Origin of the sequence: Pandoraea sp. ISTKB (genome assembly GCF_001721285.1) — a bacterium.
GTDB lineage: Bacteria > Pseudomonadota > Gammaproteobacteria > Burkholderiales > Burkholderiaceae > Pandoraea > Pandoraea capi.
Genome location: NZ_MAOS01000029.1, coordinates 90294 through 113749, shown reverse-complemented (window position 1 = coordinate 113749; position 23456 = coordinate 90294). Strand labels below are relative to the sequence as shown.

The following is a 23456-nucleotide window of genomic DNA, read 5'->3' as shown; positions in this document are numbered from 1 at the left end:
TTGGGGCCGACCGGCGCGTTGGGGGCGACGCCCGCGCACGGCGGACTTCCGGCGACGGGGGCCGTCCCGCCGATGCATGGCGCGCCGGGTGTCCCCGGCCAGCCAGGGGTGCCGGGCGCGCCCGGTCACGCCGGGGTTCCGGGGCAGCCCGGTGTGCCGGGAGTTCCGGGAGTTCCGGGGGCACCTAATGAGCCGGGCTATCCCGCCTATCCGGGGCACGGTAATTATCAGAATCATCCGGGACAGCCGGCGGTGCAGGCCCAACCGAATGACCGCAATGGACGGACAGAGCAGGCGGCGCCATCCGGCGTACCTCATCCGCCGGGCGTGAGCGGCCAAGGTCAGCCGGGGGCACGTGTCGAGGCACCGCAGGCCGTTCCCCAGCCGGGGCACGAGGCCGCGCAGCGCGACATGCAGACCCGCCGCCAGTCGCCGCCACCGGCCGTGGCGCAACCCGAAGGGCGTGGCGCTCAGCCTGCGCCGCCGCCGCAGCAGCGCGTGCAGCCTGAAGCCGCCGAGCCGGCGCGCCGTCCTCAGCAATGGCAGACGCAACCGCGCCCGGAACCGCAGCAGCTTCAGCCGCGTGCGCAACCGCAACCCCAACCACCGGTCGAGCGCGTGCAGCCGCGTCCCGAGCCGCAACGCGCGCCGCCGCAGGAACGTGCCCAGCCGCGCCCCGAGCCGCAGGTCGAGCGGGCGGCACCGGCGCCGAGGCCTCAGGCGCAACCGGAGCGTCCGCAGGCTCAGCCGCATCCGCAACCGCAGGAGCACCCGCAACAGGCGCCCCGGGAGAACCGGCCGGAGGGCTCGCACGGGGCGGTTCATCATGACGAACACCCCAGCGCGGAACATCGTCCCTCCCGTGACGACGCGCCGCGGCACGGCTGATGAATCGCGAATCGCGGTGATTCGCGGCGATCCGCCGACATCTGCCTGATATCCGTCATATGGGCCAAGGGCTGGTTGTTGGCCGTCCCCTGGCCCATCCTGGCGGTCATTTCGCGCATCTCACCCACCGGATTTGCGCCGCGTTTGCGGTAAAGTACGCTCCATGCGCTTCGATCCCGAACCCATTTCGCATGGCCAGTCCGGCAAGACCGCCGTACTGCTGATCAACCTCGGCACGCCCGACGAGCCGCGTCCTGCGGCCGTGCGCCGATACTTGCGCGAGTTCCTCTCGGACCCGCGTGTCGTAGAAATCCCGCCGTGGGTATGGCAACCGCTGCTGCGGCTGGTGATTCTGCCGTTCCGTTCGCGTTCGTCTGCCCAGAAGTACGCCACGGTCTGGACCCGCGACGGCTCGCCCCTCAAAGTCAACACCGAACATCAGACGAACGCCCTGCGCGCGCTGCTGCATGCGAACGACTACGACGTCGTGGTCGATTACGCCATGCGCTACGGCAATCCGTCGATTCCCGAGCGCATTCGAGCCCTGCGCCAGAACGGCGTCGAGCGAATTCTCGTCCTGCCGCTCTACCCGCAGTATTCGAGCAGCACGACGGCGACCGCCAGCGACGCCGTGTTCCGCGTGCTCGGACGTTTGCGTAACCAGCCGGACGTGCGCACCGTGCGGGACTATCACGATCACCCGGCGTACATCGAGGCGCTGCGTCAGCAGGTCGAAGGCTACTGGCAGCAACACGGACGGCCGGATTTCGCGGCGGGTGAGCGTCTGCTGCTGAGCTTCCACGGCGTGCCGCGCCGCACGCTCGACCTCGGCGATCCGTATCACGATCAGTGCGTGAAGACGGCGCGTCTGCTCGCGGCGGCGCTCGGTCTGGACGAGACGACCTGCCGCCTCACGTTCCAGTCACGCTTTGGCAAGGCCGAATGGCTTCAGCCTTACACCGCGCCGACGCTCGAAGAACTCGGTCGTGGCGGTACGCCGCGTGTGGACGTTTTCTGCCCGGGCTTCACGTCCGACTGCCTCGAGACGCTCGAAGAAATCAACATGGAAGGCCGCCATGCATATCTGACGGCGGGCGGCAAGTCGTTCCACTTCATCCCGTGTCTGAACGGCGCGAGCGCATGGATCACGGCGTTGGGCGAGATCGCGGCACGCCATCTGCAAGGCTGGCCGGTGCTTTCGCCGCAGGGTGAGGCCGAGGCGTCGGCCGCAGCGGTGGCATCGACCCGTCAGCGTCAGGTCGCCGCCGTGGCGGCGTTCGAGGAAGCCAGTGCGGCCGCCGCGGCCGCGGCACAGGAACAGATGCAAAGTCAGGGTGAGCAAGGAGCACGCACGTGACGGTCAAGGTCGACGATTCTCCGCACGCAGCCACGCGGATCGACAAATGGTTGTGGGCGGCGCGCTTCTTCAAGACGCGTTCGCTAGCTACGCAGGCCGTCGACCGGGGCCGTGTGCTGTGCAACGAAGCGCGGGTCAAACCGGCGCGTGACGTGCGTCCGGGCGACGTGGTGTCCGTGGACAACGGCAGCACGCGCTGGGAAGTCCGGGTAAAGGCCATCGCGGAGGTTCGCGGCTCGGCGCCGGTGGCGCAGTCGCTGTACGAAGAGACGGAAGCGAGTGTTCAGGCGCGTGCCGACGAGCATGAGCGCCGGCGTCTGTATCAGGAGCCCGCCGCGCAGATGCATGGACGTCCGACGAAGCGGGACCGGCGGCGTCTCGGCGGCGTGGGCGAGTAGGCCGAAGCCCGGTCTCGCGTCGGTTTCAAGTCGCTTGTCATCGCCCTCAACGGGGGGATGAACGCCGCAATGATCGCTGGAACGGGCGCCTGAATGAACGCCGCCGCTGGCGAAACGCGCAGCGGCGGGCGGGGGGAGGGAGCGAAAATCAGTGGTTCCGCGATGGACGGAACCGCCCGGGGAACGGCACCGCGCACGACCGCAAGGGTCATGCACCCCGGAGGCGATCAACGCGATGGGATTCCGGAATTCGAACTCGACGAATGTCCCGGCATGCCCGGCATTTCCACAAAGTGATGCAGCACGGCCCGCACGCCACCGTACTCGGTGTCGCGCCGGGTCACTGCGCCGGACAAGCAGATCGTGATCGTTACCGTCGTCACCAACGCAAGGATGAAGACAACAGCCAGTGGCAGCTTCATGATGCGCTCCTTAAGAACACTTCACCGGACGCGAGGTTGCCCGGTGAGCGGCCGGGCCCGGAGATCGAGTGAGTCAATGGCATCGACGATGTCATCGACCAGGGCAAGCGACAAATCCAACCAAGGCACTTCCATCAACCGGACCGTTATTCATGTTAGGTCGCAGCAACGGCCGATACAATAGAGGACTCGTAACGCGTGTAACCGGATATTTACCGGCACGCCGCGCGCACCGACATGGCGCACAGAATGCCCGCCAGCTCTTGAAATCGGTGTGAACGCCCCTACTATCCAAAGGGATTTGAACCGGTGGCGCATCGTCGTGGTGCGCTGCAAGAACCTTTTGACGACTCAAGCTCATGACTGAACAGCAAAACACCCCCGATCAGCCGATTCCGTCCCAGGCCGAAGCGGCCCCGACCGACGCTGCGGGCGCGAACGACGCGCTGCCCTCGGTCGAGGCGCAGCTCCAGGCGGCTCAGGCTGAAGCGGCGGGACTGCGCGACGAAGCGCTGCGCGCCCGCGCCGAGATGGAAAACATCCGCCGCCGTGCGGAAGAGGAAGTGTCCAAGGCCCGTAAATTCGCGGTCGAGAGCTTTGCCGAGAACCTCCTGCCGGTCATCGACAGCCTGGAAGCCGCTGCCGCCGACAAGAGCGGCGACGTGGCCAAGCTGCAGGAGGGCGTCGCCCTGACCCTGCGCCAACTGGTCTCGGCGCTGGAGCGCAGCAAGGTCTCGGTCATCGACCCGGCCGGCGCGAAGTTCGATCCGCATCAACATCAGGCCATCTCGATGGTGCCGGCCGATCAGGAGCCGAATACCGTGGTGGCCGTGCTGCAAAAGGGTTATCTGATTGCCGACCGCGTACTGCGTCCGGCACTCGTGACCGTCGCGGCAGGCAAGTAAGCACGACGCTGTCCGGCCGTCCGGTCCGGCCAATCGGCATCGGACTTCGGGGTTTCATGTCATGACATCATGGCAAGCTTCGGACTCCCGGTAATGGCCGGGGTGGGCCGGAACAAGGCGGGACGGCAGGCACGGGCGGCCGGGGTCAACACCGACGCGGCGGCCGGAGCAGACGGGCAGACGGACATTCGAGACTTACCATCATGGCAGGCGATCTTCCGGGCATGAAAGGTGTGGACGGCGCGGCATTCGAGGCGTTTTCGATGCGCGAGCTGACCGCCGGGACGTTCGACGACGGGCTACGCGAGGCGGGGGATGACCTCGCCGTCGTGTTTTTCTGGGGCGTCGACTGTTTCAACTGCGAGGTCGCCAAGAAGGCCATGCTGGCGCAACGCGAAGCCATCGAAGCGCTGGGGCTGCGTTGGTTTCACGCCAACGTGTACGCCGACATGGCCCTCGGACGCCGCTTCGCCCTGCATGGGGTGCCCACGTTTTTCTTCTTCCACGCAGGGAAGAAGCTGGGCCGGGCGACCGGCTGGCAGGGCCTGCCCCAGTTCCGGCTGGCGGTGGCCGCGGCGCGCGACAAGATCGCGGCAGCGGGGGGCAAAACCGGGCTGCAAGAAGGGTCTTGAAATGTTCCTGGCTGCACCCATATCTCGTGCAGATCAATGAATTGAATGGGCAACACGCCCAACGGAAAGACGCAAAGGACGCTAGGAGAAATTAATATGGGCAAAATCATCGGTATCGACTTGGGCACCACGAACTCGTGCGTGGCCGTCATGGAAGGCAATCAGGTCAAGATCATCGAAAACGCGGAAGGTGCTCGCACCACGCCGTCGATCATCGCCTACATGGACGACGGTGAAATCCTCGTCGGTGCACCGGCCAAACGTCAGGCCGTGACCAATCCGAAGAACACGCTGTACGCAGTCAAGCGCCTGATCGGCCGCCGCTTCGAAGAAAAGGAAGTGCAGAAGGACATCTCGCTGATGCCCTACAAGATCGTCAAGGCCGACAACGGCGACGCCTGGGTGGAAGCGCGCGACCAGAAGCTGGCCCCGCCGCAGATTTCCGCTGAAGTGCTGCGCAAGATGAAGAAGACCGCCGAGGACTACCTGGGCGAGCCGGTCACGGAAGCCGTGATCACGGTGCCGGCCTACTTCAACGACAGCCAGCGTCAGGCCACGAAGGACGCCGGCCGTATCGCCGGTCTGGAAGTCAAGCGCATCATCAACGAGCCGACGGCTGCCGCACTGGCATTCGGTCTGGACAAGAAGGAAGGCGGCGACCGCAAGATCGCGGTGTATGACCTGGGTGGCGGCACGTTCGACATCTCGATCATCGAAATCGCGGATGTGGACGGCGAACACCAGTTCGAAGTGCTGTCGACCAACGGCGACACGTTCCTGGGCGGTGAAGACTTCGACCAGCGCATCATCGACTACATCATCGGCGAGTTCAAGAAGGAACAAGGCGTCGATCTGTCGAAGGACGTGCTGGCGCTGCAACGCCTGAAGGAAGCTGCCGAAAAGGCCAAGATCGAACTGTCGTCGAGCCAGCAGACCGAAATCAACCTGCCGTACATCACGGCGGACGCCTCGGGTCCGAAGCACTTGAACCTGAAGATCACGCGCGCCAAGCTCGAAGCGCTGGTCGAAGATCTGATCTCGCGCACGATCGAACCGTGCCGCACCGCCATCAAGGATGCCGGCGTGAAGGTCAGCGACATCGACGACGTGATTCTGGTCGGCGGTATGACCCGTATGCCGAAGGTGCAGGAGAAGGTGAAGGAGTTCTTCGGCAAGGATCCGCGCAAGGACGTGAACCCGGATGAAGCCGTGGCCGCAGGTGCCTCGATTCAGGGCTCGGTCCTCTCGGGCGACCGTAAGGATGTGCTGCTGCTCGACGTGACCCCGCTTTCGCTCGGTATCGAGACGCTGGGCGGCGTGATGACGAAGATGATCACGAAGAACACCACGATCCCGACGAAGCACTCGCAAGTGTTCTCGACGGCGGACGACAACCAGCCGGCCGTGACGATCAAGGTGTATCAGGGTGAGCGCGAGATGGCCGCCGGCAACAAGTCGCTGGGCGAGTTCAACCTCGAGGGCATTCCGCCCGCCGCACGTGGCACGCCGCAGATCGAAGTGACCTTCGACATCGACGCGAACGGCATTCTGCACGTTGGCGCGAAGGACAAGGCAACCGGCAAGGAAAACAAGATCGTCATCAAGGCGAACTCGGGCCTGTCGGACGCTGAAATCGAGCAAATGGTGAAGGACGCCGAGCTGAACGCCGAAGAAGACAAGAAGGCGCGCGAGCTGGCGGATTCCCGCAACCAGGGCGACGCGCTGGTGCACAGCACCCGCAAGGCGCTGACCGAGTACGGCGACAAGATCGAAGCTTCGGAGAAGGAAGCCATCGAATCGGCCATCACGGCACTGGAAGACGCCCTGCGTGGTTCGGACAAGGCGGACATCGATGCCAAGGTCGAAGCGCTGGGTACCGCCAGCCAGAAGCTCGGCGAGAAGATGTATGCCGACATGCAGGCGCAAGCCGGTGCTGCGGGTGCCGCAGGTGCCGAGCAAGGCAAGCCGCATGACGATAACGTCGTCGACGCCGAAGTGAAGGAAGTCAACGACAAGAAGTAAAGCGTGCATGGCGCGCGGGGCCCCGCCGGGGCTTCGCGTGTGGGCCGGGTATCGAGGTTCTCCGCAAGGGGAATGTCGACCCGGCTTTTTGCCTGATGGCGACATGCGCCAACATTGGAAAGAGTTATGGCCAAACGTGATTACTACGAAGTCCTTGGCGTCGCCAAGAACGCCTCGGACGACGAGATCAAGAAGGCGTATCGCAAGCTGGCGATGAAGTATCACCCGGACCGCAATCCGGACAGCAAAGACGCCGAAGACAAGTTCAAAGAGGTCAAAGAGGCCTACGAGATGCTCTCCGAGCCGGAGAAGCGTGCTGCGTACGACCAGTACGGTCATGCGGGCGTGGACCCGAGCATGGGCGGCTTCGGCGGTGCCGGCGGTCAGGGCTTCGGCGGCTTCGCCGATGCGTTCGGCGACATCTTCGGCGACATCTTCGGTCAGGGCGGCCCCGGTGGCCGTGGCGGCCGTGGTGGCCCTCAGGTGTATCGCGGTGCGGATCTGCGCTACAACATGGAGATCACGCTCGAGCAGGCGGCGAACGGCTTCGACACGCAGATTCGCGTGCCGAGCTGGGAAGAGTGCGAAGTCTGTCACGGCAACGGCGCGAAGCCGGGCACCAAGCCCGAGACCTGCCCGACCTGTAACGGTGCGGGTTCCGTGCGCATGTCGCAGGGCTTCTTCAGCGTTCAGCAGACCTGCCCGAAGTGCCACGGCACCGGCTCGTACATTCCTGAGCCCTGCACGAACTGCCACGGCTCGGGCAAGATCAAGAAGACCAAGACGCTGGAGATCAAGATCCCGGCGGGTATCGAAGACGGCATGCGTATCCGTTCGTCCGGCAACGGCGAACCGGGTGTGAATGGCGGTCCGGCGGGCGACCTGTATGTGGAAATCCACATCAAGGCGCACAACGTGTTCGAGCGCGACGGCGACGATCTGCACTGCCAGATGCCGATTTCGTTCGCCACGGCGGCGCTGGGCGGCGATATCGACGCACCGACGCTGCACGGCAAGGCCACCTTCGAAGTACCGGAAGGCACGCAGACGGGCAAGACGTTCCGACTGCGCGGCAAGGGTATCAAGGGGCTGCGCGCGAGCTACCCGGGCGATCTGTACGTTCACGTGCAGGTGGAAACGCCGGTCAAGCTCAACGATGCCCAGAAGCAAATGCTGCGTGACTTCGATGCATCCCTGAAGGAAGGCGGTGCGCGTCACAGCCCGCAGTCGAAGGGCTGGTTCGACCGCGTGAAGCAGTTCTTCGAGTAATTCCATGCAAACCGAAGCGCCTATGGCCGCGTTCGCGCTGTTGGACGACAGCGCGGACCCGGCCGGTGGGGCGCGTCTGTATACCGGGCTCGTACGCGAGGTGACTTGCGACGAGCCCGGTGTGCTTTCCGACGCGCTTCGCGAAGTGGAAGACGCCACACGTCACGGCTTGCATGCCGTGCTGCTGATCGATTACGAATTCGGTGTGCGCGCGAACGGCGTGCACACGGTGGCGACGCGTCGTGCGCCGGGGCAGTTGCGCGCGCTGCTGTTCGCAGATTTGCAGCGGCTCGACGCGATGCAGCCGCAGGCGTGGCTGGCGCGTCAGGAAGCGATGCCTGCGGGCGACGATGGCAGTGGGGTATCGCCGTCAGTGGCCGGTACGTCGGGAACGATGAACACGGCGAATCCAACGCTCGCGTCGAACACGCAGAACACGTCGGCGCTCGCATCCCCCGGTGTCGCCGGGATTGGCGCTTTGCAGGCGGACGTCAGCGACGCGGCGTTCGACGACGCCATCTCGCGCATCCACGAATGGCTCTCGCAAGGCGAGTGCTATCAGATCAACTACACCTATCGCCTGAACTTCGACACGTTCGGCTCACCCATCGCGTTGTACCGCCGTCTGCGTGCGCGTCAGCCGGTGCCGTATGGCGCGCTGGTGATGTTGCCCGGCGCACGGGGTTTGTCGGGACGAGCAATTCTCTCGCTGTCGCCCGAGTTGTTCCTCCGCCATTCGCGCGGGCAGGTCGAAGCGCGTCCGATGAAGGGGACGGCGCCGGCATGTGGCGACGCGGCCATCGACGCGCAACGTAGTGCCGATCTCGCGGCGGACGACAAGAACCGCGCCGAGAATCTGATGATCGTCGACCTGCTGCGCAACGATCTCGGCCGTCTCGCCGTCTCAGGTTCGGTCAAGGTGCCGAAGCTGTTCGAAGTGACGCGCTTCGCAAGCGTTCTGCAAATGACGTCGACGGTCACGGCATCGCTGCCGAACACCACAACCTTCGCCGACGTGCTGCGCGCACTCTTCCCCTGCGGTTCGATTACCGGTGCCCCGAAGCATCGCACGATGCAGTTGATCGGCCAGCTCGAAGCCTCGCCGCGCGGTCTCTACACGGGCGCGATCGGCTGGCTCGACGCTCGCACCGACGACCCGCAGGCGCTGGGCGACTTCTGTCTGTCGGTGGCCATTCGCACACTCGAACTCGACGCACCCGATGTGCGCGGCATGCGTCGCGGCAGGCTCGGCGTGGGCGCAGGCATCGTGCTCGACAGCCAGGCTGCGGAAGAGCGCGAGGAGTGCAAACTCAAGGCGCGCTTCCTGAGCGCGCTCGATCCGGGCTTCGAGATCTTCGAGACGATGCAGGCGATGCGTGCGTCCGGTGTGGCGCATCTCGCGCGGCATCTGGCACGTTTGCAGGCGTCGGCACACTATTTCGGCTTCCGGTTCGACGAAGCCGCGCTGCGCGCGCAACTCGACGCCGTCGTCGCGACGTTGAACGAGGACGAGATGCATCGGGTGCGTCTCGCGTTGTCCCACGACGGCACGGCGTCGATCACGCGCGGTGTGCTCAAACCGCTTCCGGGCAACGGCGTCACCGTGTTGCTGGCCGATGCCGCGAGCCCCACACGGGCGGACGATCTGTTTCTGCGCCACAAGACCACGGTGCGCGCACGGTACGACGCCGCATGGAAAGCGGCCGAAGCACAAGGCGCGTTCGACGTGCTGTTCTTCAACGACCGGGGCGAGTTGACCGAAGGCGGGCGAAGCTCCGTCTTCGTCAAGCGTCAGGGCATCTGGACGACGCCACCGCTGTCGTCGGGTGTGCTGCCCGGCGTGATGCGCAGCGTCATGCTGCACGATCCGGCGTGGGCCGCAGTGGAAGCCGTGATCACGCGCGAGGACCTGCTCTCGGCGCAGGCCATTGTCGTCTGCAATGCCCTGCGCGGTGTCTTGCCCGCCACCCTCTCGGGGACGGTTGTGGCTTAACGACGTAGGGGTGGTAGCGGCGTCCCGAGCCCCTCGGGAGGCCGCTTACCCGCCTCAGTCAGTCTTAGCCAGCCGCAGTCATTCTTAGCCGGCCTCGGTCAGTCTCAGACGCCGCCTCAGCTCCCCTGACGCGCCGCCATTTGCGGCACGAACAGGTCGCTCCATTTCGTCGGGCGCGTCTTGATCGTGCCCGCGCGTCCCATGAACTCCACGTACTGCATCAGGCCGTTCGGCGTGGTCGTGAATTGCAGTCCCGGGTCGGCCAGCATCTGCTCGATCTCGGCTTGCGGCAGGTTCATCTTCGACACGCGCAGGAATGTTTGCGCAGCGCCCACGTGATCCTTCGCGATGTAAGCCGCAGCTTCCTCCTGTGCGGCCAGAATCGCCTGCACCAGCTTCGGATTCTGCACCGTGAACTGCTTCGGCGCGAACACGACGTCGATCGTGATGTTGCCGAGCACGTCCGTCGAATTCAGCACACGCTTGATGCGCGGATCCTTCACTTCCTGATACGAGAACGGCGGCGAGGTGAAGTGCGCGGTGATCTCCGTCTTGCCCGAGAGCAGTGCGCTTACCGCTTCCGGATGACTCAGGCTGACCGTCTGCGGATCGAGCTTCGCGTAGTTCTCGATGCCGAAGGTCTTCGCCACGGCCATTTGCAGCAGCACGGCGGAGAGCGACGTCTTGATGCCCGGAATCGCGATCTTGTCCTTCGGCGTGAAGTCCTTGAGCGACTTGATGTTCGGATTGTTCGTGTTGAGCCAGAGGGGGCCGGTCGACAGGGCCGACAGGCCGATCACTTCCGAGCGCGGAATGCCGTGCGCCTTCGACCACAGCGTGACGAAGCCCGGCGCGCCGGTGCCTGCGACATCGAGGTTGCCGGCGAGCATCGCATCGTTGATGACATTGCCGCCGTCGAGAATCGTCCAGGTAGTCTTCACGTCGCCCAGCCCCAGCGCCTTGGCGTGTTTCTCGACGAGATGCTGGTCGCGCATGACCATCAACGGCAGATAGAGGATGCCGTAACCGTGCGACAGGCGCACCGTGCTGGCTTCGGCATGCGCGACGTTGCCGAGCGTGGAGAGCGCCGTCGTGGCAGCGAGCGTGAGGGCACTGGCCCAACGGGCGAAGTTGCGTCGATTCATGGTGAGGTTGTCTCCGGTCTTCTTTGACTCAGGTTGGAATTATTCATCAAGCGGCTAAGGGGACGTCAATCGGACGATGCCGAAAAATCGGCCTCATCCGGGTGTCAGTGCTGCATCCCCCAGCGGTGCAACGTGCGTTTTTCGATGCGCGCGAACAGCAGGTTCTCGACCGCAAGTCCGATCAGAATCACGAAGAACAGTCCGGCGAAGACGTTGGCCGTCTCCAGCGAGTTACGGTTCTCGAAGATGTACCAGCCCAGACCGCCGGAGCCCGACGACACGCCGAACACGAGTTCGGCGGCGATGAGCGTGCGCCACGCGAAGGCCCAGCCCACTTTCAGACCGGTGAGAATGCTCGGAAACGCGGCCGGGATCAGCACGTGCTGCACGAGCGCAAAGCGCTTGAGTCCGTAGTTCTGCCCGACCATGCGTAACGTCTTCGAGACGCCACGGAAGCCGCTGTGCGTGTTGAGCGCGACTGCCCACAGCACCGAGTGCACCAGCACGAAGATCACGCTGCCGTTGCCGAGGCCGAACCAGATGAGCGCGAGCGGCAGCAGCGCAATCGCGGGCAACGGGTTGAACATCGCGGTGAGGGTTTCCAGCAGGTCGTTGCCGATCTTCGAGCTGATAGCCACCGTCGTGAGCACCGCAGCGAGCGCAATCCCGATCCCATACCCGATGAGCAATGTCTTGAGCGAGACCGCCGCGCGCAGCAGCAGCACCCCGCTCGTCAGCCCGCTCGCGAAGGCGGCCACGGTGTCGGTGAAGCTCGGGAAGAGCAGGGCGTTATCGAGCCAGCGGCCGTAGATTTCCCAGATGATGGCGAGCACGCAGAGAATGACCGTCTTGCGCAGCCAGCTCAGACGGTAGAGCGTCTCGAACGTGGAGAGCGGGCGTTGAATCGACGACAGTTCGGCCTGCACCGGCTCCAGCACGAACTCCGGGCGGTAGACCGGCTCGATGGGGGCGTTCGACGCCGTGGCGGCACCGGCGGTGTTGGACGACGACGCGTGTTGCGAAGGATGCGAAGGAATAGCGTTCATGGTCGTCATCCTCAGTGAGTGGCGAACAGGAGTTGGTCGATGCGCGCTTCAAGCTCGCTTTGCTGCGCCGTGCCGAGGTGTTCGGGGGCGATGCTGTTGAGCTCGGCCTTGACCTGTCCGGGGTGCGGCGAGAGCAGCAAAATGCGCGTGCCGATGCGAATCGCTTCGTCGATACCATGCGTGACGAACAGCACCGTGAAGCGCGTGTCGTCCCACAGGCGCAGCAGTTCGTCCTGCATCTTGCGGCGGGTGAGGGCGTCGAGTGCGGCGAACGGTTCGTCCATGAGCAGGACGTCCGGCTCCATCGCCATGCCACGCGCGATGGACACGCGCTGCTTCATGCCGCCTGAAAGGGTGTGCGGATAGCTGTCGATGAACTTCGCGAGGCCGACTTTCTCGATGTAGTGCGCGGCGCGCTCGGCGGCTTCGCGTCCCTTCAGACGACCGCTGGCGATGAGCGCGAATTCCACGTTCTGACGTACCGTTTTCCACGGCAGCAACTGGTCGAATTCCTGAAAGACCATCATGCGGTCCGGGCCGGGTTCGCTGATCGCGCGGCCCTTCAACCGGATCTCGCCGTGAACCGGCGGCAGGTACCCGCCGATCGCCTTGAGCAACGTCGACTTGCCGCAGCCCGACGGGCCGAGCAGCACGAACCGGTCGCCCGGATAGACGTTGAAGCTCACCTGCTGGGCGGCGGTAACGAGATAGTCGTCGGTCTTGTATTGCAGCGTGACGCCGTCGATTTCGAGCAATGGCGGCACGGCGGACGACGTCGTCCCGGCAGCGCCCGCGCGGGGGGCTGCATCATGTGCATGAGGCATTGCGTGTCTCCTGAAAGGTGCTTTTATAATCGGCTCGATACTAAGTACCGAACCTGTAGCCAACCTGACATCGCGCGTGCGGAACGCCCGAATTCAGGGGAAACACTGAGGAAGACGCAGGCGAATTGCTAGAGAATGCCGGGGACGCCGCCGTGGGACGCATGTCGTCGATGCGACCGTCAGGTCTGCTCAGGACGTCGGATGGCGCAACGCATGCGCGACGAGAAAGGGCGAAAGCGGCACACAAGCCGCGCCGAAGGAAGGAGACAGATACCCCATGCGCATCATGCTGGTGGAAGACACCGCCGATGTCGCCGAAGCCATTGCTACCCAATTGCGCAAGCTTGGCCATGCCCTCGATTGCGAGACGGATGGCGCGGTAGCCGCCAAGCGCATCGGCGACGATTACGATTTGCTGATTCTCGACGTCATGCTGCCGCACGTCGACGGCTTCGAACTGCTCAAGCGCGTGCGCGAGCGCGGCTTGTCCACGCGCGTGCTGATGCTCACCGCGTGTGCGGAGATCGAGGAACGTGTGCGGGCGCTCGACCTCGGCGCAGACGATTACCTCACCAAGCCCTTCGATTTTCGCGAGCTGGAAGCGCGCGTGCGGGCGCTCATGCGTCGCACGGGACAGGACGCCACCAACCGTCTGACCTGTGCCAATCTCACGCTCGATCGCAAGAGTCGCGGTGTCGAAGTCGACGGCCAGCCGATCGAGCTGACGCGTCGTGAAGTGACACTGCTGGAAATTCTTGCGGGGCGTCCGGGCCGCATCTTCGGCAAGGACGAACTGATGGACCGTCTGTATGGCGATGAACCTGCGCCGAACGCCAACGCCATCGAGCAATACGTCGCTCGGCTTCGCAAGAAGCTGGCGACGGCGCAATTCCAGATTCGCACGCTGCGCGGTCTGGGTTACCAACTCGTGCTGTCATGATCGTTCCGGGCCGTTCCCTCTATCTGCGTCTGGTCATCCGCATGGGCGCGGTGCTGGCCTTTGCCGTGGTCGCGGTGCTGCTGGGGATCTGGTTCTCCACGCGCTCGGCCGTCGACCGTGCTTACGATCGCTGGCTGCTCGGCAGCGCGTTGCAGGTCGCGGAAAACACGTGGTACCAGAACGGCGAAGTGAATGTCGACGTGCCGCTCGCCGCGTTCTCCGCGCTCGCGCCCGGCGATCAGATCTTCTACACCGTGCTCGATCCGAATGGCCGCTCGGTGGCCGGAGATTCGGAGTTCCGTCCGCCGATTCCGTGGGACAAGCTCGCCGACGGCCCGATCGTGGTCGACGGCACCTATCAGGAGATGCCGATTCGCATCGCCATCGTGGGGCGTCGCATGCCGGTGGCCGCTGCGCACCCGTGGGCGGTCGTCGCACTCGCGCACACGCAGAACGCGCGCGTGCGTTTCACACGTGGGCTGGCCGACAACACGTTGCTCATCACCATCGCGACCGGGGTGCTGACGATGCTCGCCGCGTTGTGGACGCTGCGTCAGGCGCTCGCACCGCTCAAGCAGATTGAAGCGGCTATCCGCGAGCGCGATTCCAACGATCTCGTACCGCTTGCCGTAACCGTGCCGGCGGAGACGCTTGCCCTCGTGAGCGCGATCAACGACTTCATGCGCCGGCTGGCAACGTCGCGCGCGTTGATGCGTCGCGTCATCGGCGATGCCGCGCATCAATTGCGTACGCCCGTGACGGCGCTCACGGCGCAGGCCGAACTGCTGAGCCAGACGCAGGACGAAGCCGCGCGCCAGACGCACATCTCACGCATTCAGAAGCAGGCACGCGGGTTGGGCGGTCTCATCCACCAGTTGATCAATCACGCGATGGTTCAGCATCGGGCCGAGAGTGTCGCGCCGGTGCCGGTCGATCTGAACGAGCTGTTGCAAACGGCGATGCGCGAGACGCTTTCGTACGCCACTCGCGATATCGATGTGGCGCTCAATGCCCCCGACGAACCGTGCATGATCGTCGGCGACGCGCTGAGCCTGCGCGAAGCGATCAAGAACGTGTTGATGAATGCGCTGGCGTACGGTGCACCGCATCGACTGCACGTGGACGTGATGCGTGTAGACGACCAGTGGCGTTTGCGCTTCTTCGACGACGGTTCGGGCATTCCGGAATCCGAATGGCAGCGCGTGCGAACCCCGTTCTCGTCGCGCGCCGATGGACGCGAAGGTGCCAGCCTCGGTCTGGCAATGGTCGCCGAAGTGATCCACGCGCACGGCGGACAGATGACGTTCGAACATATCGCCGGCGAGGGTTTCGCTGTCGTGCTGACGCTACCGGCGACCGTCCAAAGCTGAGCGTGCCGCCATCGGCAACGCACCTGGCGTTGCTATCGACAAGACAGTTGCCGCGCGCCGGACGTCCGTTGCGATCGTTGGGCGATTATTGAAAACGTTATTAGAGGTAACGTTCGGAACGTCAGTCGAACAACAGAATTTGTACTGAGTCTCATGAGCGAAATCAATGCCACACCACGGTGTCGATGGATTTTCGTTCTGGGAGTTGAGTACCTGATGACTGTTGTGAATTTTGATTTGCCCCGACACATCCTTACTGTCGGTGATGAAGTGGGCGTGACGTCGCAACATGAGCGTTCACCGCCGCCCGATGCGGTACCTCATGCCGCCCCCGAAGTCGTGGATTTGCGCATCGGGGACATCGAACGCAATCAACAAATCGAAGCCGATATCTCGCGCTTCGCAAGTGAAAGTCTCGCGGCGCACAGGACGGCCGACGCTCTGTTGGCAACGTTGAACCGACTGTTTCTCCTGATTGAAGATAACGAGCTTCGCGCGTCCTCACGAATGCTCTTGAGCTACACGCGCGATACGCCCAGCTTCGGTGTCGTTGGACAACTGGGGGCCGGCGGTTTTAGCCGAATCATGTCGCAGGCACGGGGAGACGCGGGGCTGGCGTCTCGCGATACGCAGGAGCCAGTGGCGCTCAGAGAGAAGGTCACCGCTTTTTACAATCTGACCAATTCCGCGTACTTCCGTGAAACGATGGAGCAGATCTACCGGTCACCGACACTGAAGAACCGGGCCAGCGCAATTGTCGATATCGCGTATCTCGAAACCCGGCAGTTTGCGCCTGCCCGTGGCGCTCGCAACGAACCGTCGTTGCCCGATCAACTTGCGCTTTACACGTACGACAACGAGAACGCTCACGATGCCTCGGAGAATGTCGATCTTTACGAGAAGGTCGATCATGTGGCGGGGCAGAGCGTCGTGACGAATCCCGCCAGAGCCGGCGGAAGTCTGACGCGGGCACAGAACGAATTTCGCGAGAAGACCGAATATGCGGACAACATCTGGGCGGTCGCGTCCGACTTGCGCAACGAACAGCGCATCACGGCGCGCGAGATTGCGTTTGCGAAACTGAATCCCAGAAATCGTGTGGATAGTGGAGACGGCGCGGTCAAAGGCTTTCAGGCGCGCCAGGACGACGAGACGTTCGTCATGCGCGGCAATGGCGTCTTTGTATGGCGGGTCAAGGAAGAAAGCGGCTTTTTCAAGGATGCGCAATTGCAGAACAAGCCGACTGTGGCGGGTCCGTCCGGTACCACCGACCGCTTCATGACGGCGGCAAGACTCCTTAAGCCGGGGCTGATCGGCGAGTTGCGTCTGCATCAGGAAAGGGCCGGGGAAGCGCCGGTGGAAGGCATGGCACGCGAAGAGCGGGAGATGAAGGAATTGGTTCGCTGGATGGCAGTTGGCTATCTGGTCGATGACAACCATCACTCCATGATCGAGGTCAATCTGGGCGCGGCAAATCACGGCCTTCCCGTGCAATGGGGTGACGCCCTGTACCTTGAGGCCTTCGAAGCGCCGATCGAGACCGACGACTTTACGATCTCGAGCGCGGAAGTCGTGCGGACCGTGGCAGCACGTCCTCCCGTGACCTCTCACTACGAGAGCTTCCGGTACGATTTTGCAGGCGGCAGTCTCGCGCAAGTCACGCCCGATGGCCGGGTGCTCGACGCGGCCCGTAAGCGGTAAGGGCTCGGGAAGGCGTTAACAGAAAAGCGGCGCATCGATGCGCCGCTTTCGTCTTGCCTTGCCGCTGTGTGCGACGTATCCCGCTGCCTCAGAAGCTATGCTCCAGCGTCGGGAACGTGCCGTGCTTCACAGCCTGCACATAGGCTTCGATGGCCGCAGCGATGCTCGGCTGGCCGTCCATGAAGTTCTTCGAGAACTTCGGCGATTTGCCGGGGAACACGCCGAGCATGTCTTGCAGCACGAGCACCTGACCGTCGCAATCGACACCGGCGCCAATGCCGATGGTCGGCATCGTCGGGACTTCCGGCGTCACGCGCGCGGCGAGGGCTGCGGGAATTGCTTCGAGCACGACCAGTTGCGCACCGGCCGCTTGCAGCGCACGGCAATCGTCGAGCAACTGCGCCTGTGCGGCATCTTCACGCGCCTGCACCTTGAAGCCGCCGAAGGCATGCACGGACTGAGGCGTAAGACCTACGTGCGAGCACACCGGAATGCTGCGCTCGACGAGGAAACGCACCGTTTCCGCCAGCCATGCGCCACCTTCGATCTTCACCATCTGTGCACCGGCCTGCATGACGGCAACGGCGCTTTGATACGCCTGTTCCTTCGTGCCATAGGTGCCAAACGGCAGATCGGCCAGCACCAGCGCTTTCTCCACGCTGCGTGCCACACATTCCGTGTGATAGCAGATGTCGCGCAGCGTGACGGGCAACGTCGTACGCTGGCCTTGAATCACGTTGCCGAGCGAGTCGCCGATCAGAATGGCGTCGACGCCCACACGATCGAGCAGTGCAGCGAAACTCGCGTCGTAAGCGGTGAGCATGGCGATCTTCTCGCCGCGCTCGCGCATCTGGGCAAGACCGGGAACGGTCACGGCCTTGCGGTTGGATTCTTGCAGATAACTCATGTCAGCCTCGGTTCAGGAGGGGTTGCCGGCAGGGCACTCACGCCGCGCATTGCCTCGCATGGATCACTCGACAAATCGGCACATCGATGTCGGTGCAGGCGGGCAGAAGCGTGTCGGCGGTCAGAGGCGAGCGCCCTTGACGAAGACTTCCTTGCGCCCGCGCATCTGGTCGATGCGTTCGACCAGCAGGGCGAAGTCGCTGTCGTTGTGCGCCGGATCGAATTGTTCTGTGTCGACTGTCAACACCGGCGCAGCCGCGTAATGATAGAAGAATTCGCCATAGATGTCGCACAGCGCGCGCAGATAGGTGTCGGGAATCTGCTGTTCCATCGGAATGGCGCGTTTCTGGATGCGCGAGAACAGCGTCTCGGGACTCGCTTGCAGATGAATCACGAGGTCCGGCGCGCGATGCGCACGCTCGATGTGCGCGACGAGCCGACGGTATAGCGTCAATTCGTCGGCAGACAGCGTCAGGCGCGCGAACAGGCCGTCTTTCTCCGGCAGGAAGTCGGTAAAGATCGGCTTGCCGTCGATTTCACGCCGCGCGATCTCCGTCGCCTCGTCCACCCGTTGCAGACAGAACGACAACTGCGCGGGCAACGCGTAACGCGCGCTATCGCGATAGAAACGTTCGAGAAAGGGATTGAGTGCGGGCTGCTCCAGCATCACGTCGGCGCCGGCTGCGTCGGCCAGCCGCTGCGTGAGCGTGGTCTTGCCGACCCCGATGGGGCCTTCGACGGCGACATAACGGAATCGCCCGAGCACGGACGATCTCATGATGTGCAGACCCGCTTGGTCATGCAGCAGCCGTGCGCGAGGCGCTCGATGCGCTGATCGGCAACGCCGGGCAGCAGGGCGCTCACGCGTCCCACGCCGGGAATGTCGAGGTCGGGGGCAATGTCTGCGAGCGGGTGCAGCACGAACGCGCGCAGGGCCATACGCGGATGCGGCACGATCAGATCGGGTTCGGCAATGCACTCGTCGCCGTACAGCAGGAGGTCGAGATCGAGCGTGCGCGGCGCGTTCTTGTACGGCCGCTCACGTCCGAAATGCAGCTCGATCTTCAGGCACAGCGTGAGTAACTGGCGGGCAGTCAGGCTCGTCTCGACGGCCACTGCGCAGTTGAGATAGTCGTCACCGCTCGACTCGATGGGAGCGGTGCGATACAGGTCGGACTTGGCCGTGATGGTGACGCCGATTTGCTGCGCCAGACAGACGATGGCGTCCTTAATCGCTTGGCGGGCGTCGCCGAGATTCGCGCCGAGCCCGATATAGGCAACAGTCATTAAGCACCTTCGGAACCATGCTGTCGCGATGATACCCGCTTGCCATGATTCTCGCTGGTAGCGTTCTCACGACCGCCGCCACCCTCGCCACCGGTGCTTTCGCCGCTGCCACCACCGCCTTCACCACCCTCACCACCGCGTCCGCCGGACGGTTTGCGACGGCGACGGCGGCGCTTCGCGGCGGGCGTCGAACCCGACGAACCGCTGCCTTGCGAGAGCAATTCATCACGCCTGACCGAGTCGCCTTCGAGGAAGTCCGTCCACCATTGCCCCACGTCGGCCGGCACTTCGCCCGACTCGCAACGCAGCAGCAGGAAGTCGTAACCGGCGCGCAGACGCGGATGCTCCAGCAAACGCAGCGGCGTGCGGCCGACGCGCTTGTCCAGGCGCACCTGCAAGCCCCAGATTTCCTTCATGTCGGCGACAAAGCGACGCTGGATCGCCAGCTTGCCGGTCTGGGCGTCGAGCACGTCGTCCATGGCCAGATGCAGCGCCGGAATCGGATACTCGCCGGCGCTCTGATAGGCCTGCCACTTTTCCAGCACGAGATGCCAGAGCAGCGCCGCGAACAGGAAGCCCGGCGATACCGGCTTGCCTGCGCGAATACGGGCGTCGGTGTTGGCGAGCGCGAGCGTGACGAATTTCTCGCCCAGCGGTTGCTCCAGCACGACGTCGAGCAACGGCAGCAATCCGTGATGCAGACCCTGCGAGCGCAATTGCTGCACGCACGCCCAGGCATGACCGGAGAGCAGCAGCTTGAGCATCTCGTCGAACAGACGTGCGGCAGGCACGTTGTCGATGAGCGGCGCGAGTTGCGGAATCGGCGCGGCGGTCGCTTCGTCGATCTTGAAACCGAGCTTCGCGGCGAATCGCACCACGCGAAGCATGCGCACCGGGTCTTCGCGGTAACGCGTCGCCGGGTCGCCGATCATGCGCAGCACGCGCTTCTGGATGTCTTCCCAGCCGCGATGGTAGTCGTGCACCGTCTGCGTCGCGGGGTCGTAATACATCGCGTTGACGGTGAAGTCGCGTCGCGCGGCGTCTTCATCCTGCTCGCCCCAGACGTTGTCGCGCAACACGCGGCCCGATTCATCGGTCACGTGCGTCTTGCGGTCGAGTTCGCCCTTTTTCGGACGGCGCGCGCCGATCTGCTCGCTATCGACGGCATCGACCAACGCGCGGAACGTAGAGGTCTCGATGATCTCCTGGCCGAACTGCACGTGAACGATCTGGAAGCGGCGACCGATGATGCGCGCGCGGCGGAACAGGCGCTGGACCTGTTCGGGCGTGGCGCTGGTCGCGACGTCGAAGTCCTTGGGGGCGATGCCGAGCAGCAGGTCGCGCACGGCGCCGCCGACGATGAACGCCTTGAAGCCGGCTTGCTGCAACGTATCGGTCACGCGTACGGCGTTCTTCGAGAGCAGGCTCGGATCGATGCCGTGAACGGACACAGGAATGACGACCGGTGTGCCGGGCGGCGGACTGTTGGCGCCGCCTTCGGACTGGGCATCTTTGCCGAGCAGCTTCTTGATGAGTTTGCGGATCACTGGAACAACTCGAGAATGGGCCAGCGACGCGCGAGTGCGATTTCGCGCAGCGCCTCATCGGGGTTCGTTGCCACCGGATGGTTCACCTTCTCCATCAGGGGGACGTCGTTGGCGGAATCGCTATAGAAGAAAGCGTGGTTGAAGTCGCCCCAGGTCTTGCCCAGGCTGGCGAGCCACGCTTCGGTGCGGGTGATCTTGCCTTCGCGGAAGCTCGGCGTACCGACGTATTCGCCGGTGAATCGTGCATTCGGGTCGTCGCCCGCCGTGGCCGGTTCGGTGCCGATCAGGTGATCGATACCGAATGCGCGGGCGATCGGGCGCGTGACGAACGTGTTGGTCGCCGTCACGATGGCGCACAGGTCACCGGCCTTGCGGTGCATGTCGAGCAGTTCCAGCGCTTCGGGACGCACGTGCGGCAGGATCGACTCCTCCATGTACTGCGCGTGCCAGGCGTCGAGCTGATCGCGCGGATAGCGGGCGAGCGGCGCGAGGCAGAAACGCAGATAGGCCGGCATGTCGAGCCGGCCTGCACGGTAGTCCTGATAGAAGGCCTCGTTGGCCTGCGCGTACGAGTCACGCTCGACCGCGCCCTGGCGCACGAGGAAACGGCCCCACTCCTTGTCGCTGTCGGTCGGCAGCAGAGTGTGGTCGAGATCGAAGAGAGCTAAATTGGTCATTGCGCGAATTTTACCTGAAGCGAGGGGCCGTCTTATGGGGTTCGGTGATTTAGGGGCATCGGAGGCGCCGGTCGACTCGCGTAGCGCGGGTCGATCGGTCTCCGGTCATGGCTTCCCGTCCGGTGCGGCCGGGTCGGCCAGATCGGCATGAATGAGCATCTGACGCAGCAACGGCAGCGTCACCGCGCGTTTCTGCTCCATCGAGAACCGGTCCAGCCGGTCGAGCAACGCCATCAGACTCGACATGTCGCGCTCGAAATGGGTGAGCAGATACGCAGGCACGTCCGCGGCCAGTTGCAGGCCGCGCTCACGCGCCGCGCTTTGCAGCGCCTGTTTCTTGCCGTCGTCGTCCAATCCCACGATGTGAAATACGAGGCCCCAGCCGAGGCGGGTGCGCAGGTCTTCGCGTAGCGGCATGTCGACCGGCGGCTGCGAGCCGGCGGCCACGAAGGCGCAGTGCGGGCGGGCGCGGGTCTCGTTGAACAGATTGAAGGCGGCGATTTGCTGGGTGGGCGAAAGATTGTCGCAGTCGTCCACGCAATAGACAGTGCTCGCGTCGTCGAACGTGAAGGCGGCCAGCGGGCTGTTCGGACGCAAATACCGGGCGCTCGGCCCGGTGGCGTGGCACAGCGCCTCCATCAGGTGGGTACGGCCGGACCCGGCAGCTCCCCAGAGGTAGATGCCGCGATCGCGCGCCGTGCCCGCTGAGAGTTCGGCCGGCAGGTCGGCAAGCGTCTGCGCCGCCTCGCGGTTGGGCCCGACAATGAAATTGTCGAACGTGGCGGGCGGCGGCGTGCCGAGGTCGAGATACAGTTGCTGAATCACGAACGAAGAAAGCCGGCGGAAGGCCGGCGGAGTACGGTTTACAGGGCACGCCGACCATTGTCGGCGTCCGATATCCGGATTGCGTTCCGAAAGGACACGCGCATCGGGTAAAATCGCATTTTACCGAACCTTGATGCATTCCCGTCATGTCACACCCTAACGAAACTTCCGGCCTTTCCTATCGCGACGCTGGCGTCGACATCGAAGCGGGCGACGCACTGGTCGAAGCGATCAAGCCGTTTGCCAAGAAAACCCTGCGCGACGGCGTGCTGGGCGGCATCGGCGGCTTCGGCGCACTGTTCGAAGTGCCCAAGCGCTACAAGGAGCCGGTGCTCGTTTCGGGGACCGACGGCGTGGGCACCAAGCTCAAGCTGGCCTTCACGCTGAACAAGCACGACACGGTGGGCCAGGATCTGGTCGCCATGAGCGTGAACGACATTCTGGTGCAAGGCGCCGAGCCGCTGTTCTTCCTCGACTACTTTGCCTGCGGCAAGCTGGACGTGGCCACGGCGGCGACCGTCGTCAAGGGGATTGCCGAAGGTTGCGAGCTGTCCGGTTGCGCGCTGATCGGCGGTGAGACGGCCGAAATGCCGAGCATGTACCCGGACGGCGAGTACGATCTGGCCGGTTTCGCAGTCGGTGCCGTCGAAAAGAGCAAGATCATCGACGGCAAGTCGATCGTGCCGGGCGACGTGGTGCTGGGTCTGGCCTCGTCGGGCGCGCATTCGAACGGCTACTCGCTGGTGCGCAAGATCATCGAAGTCGCGAAGCCGGATCTGGATGCCGACTTCCACGGCAAGCCGCTGCGCGACGTGCTGATGGCACCCACGCGCATCTACGTCAAGCCGCTGCTCGCGCTGATGCAGACGCTGACCGTCAAGGGCATGGCGCACATCACCGGTGGTGGCATCGTGGAAAACATTCCGCGCGTGCTGCAAGACCATCTGACGGCCGACATCAAGCAGGACGCCTGGACGCTGCCCCCGCTGTTCCAGTGGTTGCAGGAACACGGCAAGGTGGCCGACGCCGAAATGCACCGCGTCTTCAACTGCGGTATCGGCATGGCCGTGATCGTCTCGGCAGCGGATGCCGACGCCGCCGTGAAGCACCTCGAAGCGTCGGGCGAGACGGTCTACCGTCTGGGCACGATCCGCGAGCGCAAGGAAGGCGAAGCACAGACGATCGTCTCGTAAGACGCTGACGTCGGACCATCGCTTCAACGCAAGCGAAAAGAAAGCCCGTTCGGCATGGCCGGCGGGCTTTTTTCATGGCCGCCGATGGCGTCTAACCCATGGCGTCCAA

General features: G+C 64.1%; 22 protein-coding genes. 12 read left to right on the top strand and 10 right to left on the bottom strand.

Going from position 1 to position 23456, the window contains the following annotated elements; all coding sequences use genetic code 11:
- Positions 1-252 precede the first annotated feature (252 nt).
- The 3 genes from A9762_RS10650 to A9762_RS10640 all read left to right on the top strand — a co-directional run bounded on the left by A9762_RS10650 (position 253) and on the right by A9762_RS10640 (position 2643).
- Entirely contained in the window at positions 253-888 is a 636-nt protein-coding gene (locus tag A9762_RS10650) for a hypothetical protein (RefSeq protein WP_139133161.1), read from the top strand.
- Positions 889-1051: 163 nt separating this feature from the next.
- Positions 1052-2245: a ferrochelatase gene (gene hemH, locus A9762_RS10645; RefSeq protein WP_069342012.1), complete on the top strand. Its 1194-nt coding sequence runs from the start codon at positions 1052-1054 to the stop codon at positions 2243-2245.
- Positions 2242-2643, top strand: coding sequence for an RNA-binding S4 domain-containing protein (locus A9762_RS10640; protein WP_069342011.1), 402 nt, complete (start codon positions 2242-2244; stop codon positions 2641-2643). Before hemH ends, A9762_RS10640 begins: the two co-directional genes overlap by 4 nt.
- 227 nt (positions 2644-2870) lie before the next feature.
- Here the strand turns inward: A9762_RS10640 and A9762_RS10635 are convergent, their stop codons facing one another.
- On the bottom strand, positions 2871-3065 hold the full coding sequence (locus A9762_RS10635) for a hypothetical protein (RefSeq protein WP_343031960.1): 195 nt from the start codon (positions 3063-3065) through the stop codon (positions 2871-2873).
- Between the two features lie 359 nt (positions 3066-3424).
- On the opposite strand from A9762_RS10635, the gene grpE reads away from it, so the two are divergent.
- From grpE to A9762_RS10610, 5 genes are all read left to right on the top strand, one after another.
- Positions 3425-3970, top strand: coding sequence for a nucleotide exchange factor GrpE (grpE, locus tag A9762_RS10630; protein WP_069342009.1), 546 nt, complete (start codon positions 3425-3427; stop codon positions 3968-3970).
- Between the two features lie 203 nt (positions 3971-4173).
- Positions 4174-4602, top strand: a complete 429-nt coding sequence (locus A9762_RS10625; protein WP_069342008.1) for a thioredoxin family protein — start codon at positions 4174-4176, stop codon at positions 4600-4602.
- 96 nt (positions 4603-4698) lie between these two features.
- On the top strand, positions 4699-6624 hold the full coding sequence (gene dnaK / locus A9762_RS10620; RefSeq protein ID WP_069342007.1) for a molecular chaperone DnaK: 1926 nt from the start codon (positions 4699-4701) through the stop codon (positions 6622-6624).
- A gap of 126 nt (positions 6625-6750) precedes the next feature.
- Positions 6751-7893 carry a molecular chaperone DnaJ gene (gene dnaJ / locus A9762_RS10615; protein ID WP_069342006.1) on the top strand — a complete coding sequence of 381 codons (1143 nt, stop codon included), beginning with the start codon at positions 6751-6753 and terminating at the stop codon, positions 7891-7893.
- A gap of 4 nt (positions 7894-7897) precedes the next feature.
- Complete coding sequence (locus A9762_RS10610; protein WP_069342005.1) at positions 7898-9886, top strand: chorismate-binding protein; 1989 nt, start codon at positions 7898-7900, stop codon at positions 9884-9886.
- A 116-nt stretch (positions 9887-10002) separates the two neighbouring features.
- Here A9762_RS10610 and A9762_RS10605 read toward each other — a convergent pair whose 3' ends face one another.
- From A9762_RS10605 to A9762_RS10595, 3 genes are all read right to left on the bottom strand, one after another.
- On the bottom strand, positions 10003-11031 hold the full coding sequence (locus tag A9762_RS10605; RefSeq protein WP_069342004.1) for an ABC transporter substrate-binding protein: 1029 nt from the start codon (positions 11029-11031) through the stop codon (positions 10003-10005).
- A 104-nt stretch (positions 11032-11135) separates the two neighbouring features.
- Positions 11136-12077, bottom strand: coding sequence for an ABC transporter permease (locus A9762_RS10600; RefSeq protein WP_069342026.1), 942 nt, complete (start codon positions 12075-12077; stop codon positions 11136-11138).
- An 11-nt stretch (positions 12078-12088) separates the two neighbouring features.
- Positions 12089-12901 carry an ABC transporter ATP-binding protein gene (locus A9762_RS10595; protein ID WP_069342003.1) on the bottom strand — a complete coding sequence of 271 codons (813 nt, stop codon included), beginning with the start codon at positions 12899-12901 and terminating at the stop codon, positions 12089-12091.
- A 277-nt stretch (positions 12902-13178) separates the two neighbouring features.
- Here A9762_RS10595 and A9762_RS10590 point away from each other — a divergent pair, with 277 nt between their 5' ends.
- The 3 genes from A9762_RS10590 to A9762_RS10580 all read left to right on the top strand — a co-directional run bounded on the left by A9762_RS10590 (position 13179) and on the right by A9762_RS10580 (position 16912).
- Positions 13179-13841 carry a response regulator transcription factor gene (locus A9762_RS10590; protein WP_069342002.1) on the top strand — a complete coding sequence of 221 codons (663 nt, stop codon included), beginning with the start codon at positions 13179-13181 and terminating at the stop codon, positions 13839-13841.
- On the top strand, positions 13838-15211 hold the full coding sequence (locus A9762_RS10585) for a sensor histidine kinase (RefSeq protein ID WP_069342001.1): 1374 nt from the start codon (positions 13838-13840) through the stop codon (positions 15209-15211). The genes A9762_RS10590 and A9762_RS10585 overlap by 4 nt, the downstream gene beginning before the upstream one ends.
- Before the next feature lie 153 nt (positions 15212-15364).
- Positions 15365-16912, top strand: coding sequence for a type III effector (locus tag A9762_RS10580; protein WP_139133160.1), 1548 nt, complete (start codon positions 15365-15367; stop codon positions 16910-16912).
- Positions 16913-17000: 88 nt separating this feature from the next.
- Here A9762_RS10580 and panB read toward each other — a convergent pair whose 3' ends face one another.
- The 6 genes from panB to hda form a co-directional block, all read right to left on the bottom strand.
- The gene (gene panB / locus A9762_RS10575) at positions 17001-17819 is read right to left on the bottom strand and encodes a 3-methyl-2-oxobutanoate hydroxymethyltransferase (protein ID WP_069341999.1); all 819 of its coding nucleotides are present in this window, start codon (positions 17817-17819) and stop codon (positions 17001-17003) included.
- 120 nt (positions 17820-17939) lie between these two features.
- Positions 17940-18596 (bottom strand): deoxynucleoside kinase, encoded by a 657-nt coding sequence (locus A9762_RS10570; protein ID WP_069341998.1) that lies wholly within the window; start codon positions 18594-18596, stop codon positions 17940-17942.
- Positions 18593-19105 carry a 2-amino-4-hydroxy-6-hydroxymethyldihydropteridine diphosphokinase gene (gene folK / locus A9762_RS10565; RefSeq protein WP_069341997.1) on the bottom strand — a complete coding sequence of 171 codons (513 nt, stop codon included), beginning with the start codon at positions 19103-19105 and terminating at the stop codon, positions 18593-18595. Before folK ends, A9762_RS10570 begins: the two co-directional genes overlap by 4 nt.
- Positions 19105-20652 carry a polynucleotide adenylyltransferase PcnB gene (gene pcnB, locus A9762_RS10560; RefSeq protein ID WP_069341996.1) on the bottom strand — a complete coding sequence of 516 codons (1548 nt, stop codon included), beginning with the start codon at positions 20650-20652 and terminating at the stop codon, positions 19105-19107. The genes folK and pcnB overlap by 1 nt, the downstream gene beginning before the upstream one ends.
- Complete coding sequence (locus A9762_RS10555) at positions 20649-21329, bottom strand: HAD family phosphatase (protein WP_069341995.1); 681 nt, start codon at positions 21327-21329, stop codon at positions 20649-20651. Before A9762_RS10555 ends, pcnB begins: the two co-directional genes overlap by 4 nt.
- 105 nt (positions 21330-21434) lie before the next feature.
- Positions 21435-22154: a DnaA regulatory inactivator Hda gene (gene hda / locus A9762_RS10550; RefSeq protein ID WP_069341994.1), complete on the bottom strand. Its 720-nt coding sequence runs from the start codon at positions 22152-22154 to the stop codon at positions 21435-21437.
- 146 nt (positions 22155-22300) lie between these two features.
- On the opposite strand from hda, the gene purM reads away from it, so the two are divergent.
- Positions 22301-23347: a phosphoribosylformylglycinamidine cyclo-ligase gene (gene purM, locus A9762_RS10545; protein WP_069341993.1), complete on the top strand. Its 1047-nt coding sequence runs from the start codon at positions 22301-22303 to the stop codon at positions 23345-23347.
- Positions 23348-23456 lie beyond the last annotated feature (109 nt).

What these genes read in the sequence shown, in the direction of transcription:
- hemH (WP_069342012.1), top strand. Translation starts at nt 1,052, where the DNA reads ATGCGCTTCGATCCCGAACCCATTTCGCATGGCCAGTCCGGCAAGACC.
- A9762_RS10635 (WP_343031960.1), bottom strand. Translation starts at nt 3,065, where the DNA reads ATGAAGCTGCCACTGGCTGTTGTCTTCATCCTTGCGTTGGTGACGACG.
- grpE (WP_069342009.1), top strand. Translation starts at nt 3,425, where the DNA reads ATGACTGAACAGCAAAACACCCCCGATCAGCCGATTCCGTCCCAGGCC.
- A9762_RS10625 (WP_069342008.1), top strand. Translation starts at nt 4,174, where the DNA reads ATGGCAGGCGATCTTCCGGGCATGAAAGGTGTGGACGGCGCGGCATTC.
- dnaK (WP_069342007.1), top strand. Translation starts at nt 4,699, where the DNA reads ATGGGCAAAATCATCGGTATCGACTTGGGCACCACGAACTCGTGCGTG.
- dnaJ (WP_069342006.1), top strand. Translation starts at nt 6,751, where the DNA reads ATGGCCAAACGTGATTACTACGAAGTCCTTGGCGTCGCCAAGAACGCC.
- A9762_RS10610 (WP_069342005.1), top strand. Translation starts at nt 7,898, where the DNA reads ATGCAAACCGAAGCGCCTATGGCCGCGTTCGCGCTGTTGGACGACAGC.
- A9762_RS10605 (WP_069342004.1), bottom strand. Translation starts at nt 11,031, where the DNA reads ATGAATCGACGCAACTTCGCCCGTTGGGCCAGTGCCCTCACGCTCGCT.
- A9762_RS10600 (WP_069342026.1), bottom strand. Translation starts at nt 12,077, where the DNA reads ATGAACGCTATTCCTTCGCATCCTTCGCAACACGCGTCGTCGTCCAAC.
- A9762_RS10595 (WP_069342003.1), bottom strand. Translation starts at nt 12,901, where the DNA reads ATGCCTCATGCACATGATGCAGCCCCCCGCGCGGGCGCTGCCGGGACG.
- A9762_RS10590 (WP_069342002.1), top strand. Translation starts at nt 13,179, where the DNA reads ATGCGCATCATGCTGGTGGAAGACACCGCCGATGTCGCCGAAGCCATT.
- A9762_RS10585 (WP_069342001.1), top strand. Translation starts at nt 13,838, where the DNA reads ATGATCGTTCCGGGCCGTTCCCTCTATCTGCGTCTGGTCATCCGCATG.
- A9762_RS10580 (WP_139133160.1), top strand. Translation starts at nt 15,365, where the DNA reads ATGAGCGAAATCAATGCCACACCACGGTGTCGATGGATTTTCGTTCTG.
- panB (WP_069341999.1), bottom strand. Translation starts at nt 17,819, where the DNA reads ATGAGTTATCTGCAAGAATCCAACCGCAAGGCCGTGACCGTTCCCGGT.
- A9762_RS10570 (WP_069341998.1), bottom strand. Translation starts at nt 18,596, where the DNA reads ATGAGATCGTCCGTGCTCGGGCGATTCCGTTATGTCGCCGTCGAAGGC.
- folK (WP_069341997.1), bottom strand. Translation starts at nt 19,105, where the DNA reads ATGACTGTTGCCTATATCGGGCTCGGCGCGAATCTCGGCGACGCCCGC.
- A9762_RS10555 (WP_069341995.1), bottom strand. Translation starts at nt 21,329, where the DNA reads ATGACCAATTTAGCTCTCTTCGATCTCGACCACACTCTGCTGCCGACC.
- purM (WP_069341993.1), top strand. Translation starts at nt 22,301, where the DNA reads ATGTCACACCCTAACGAAACTTCCGGCCTTTCCTATCGCGACGCTGGC.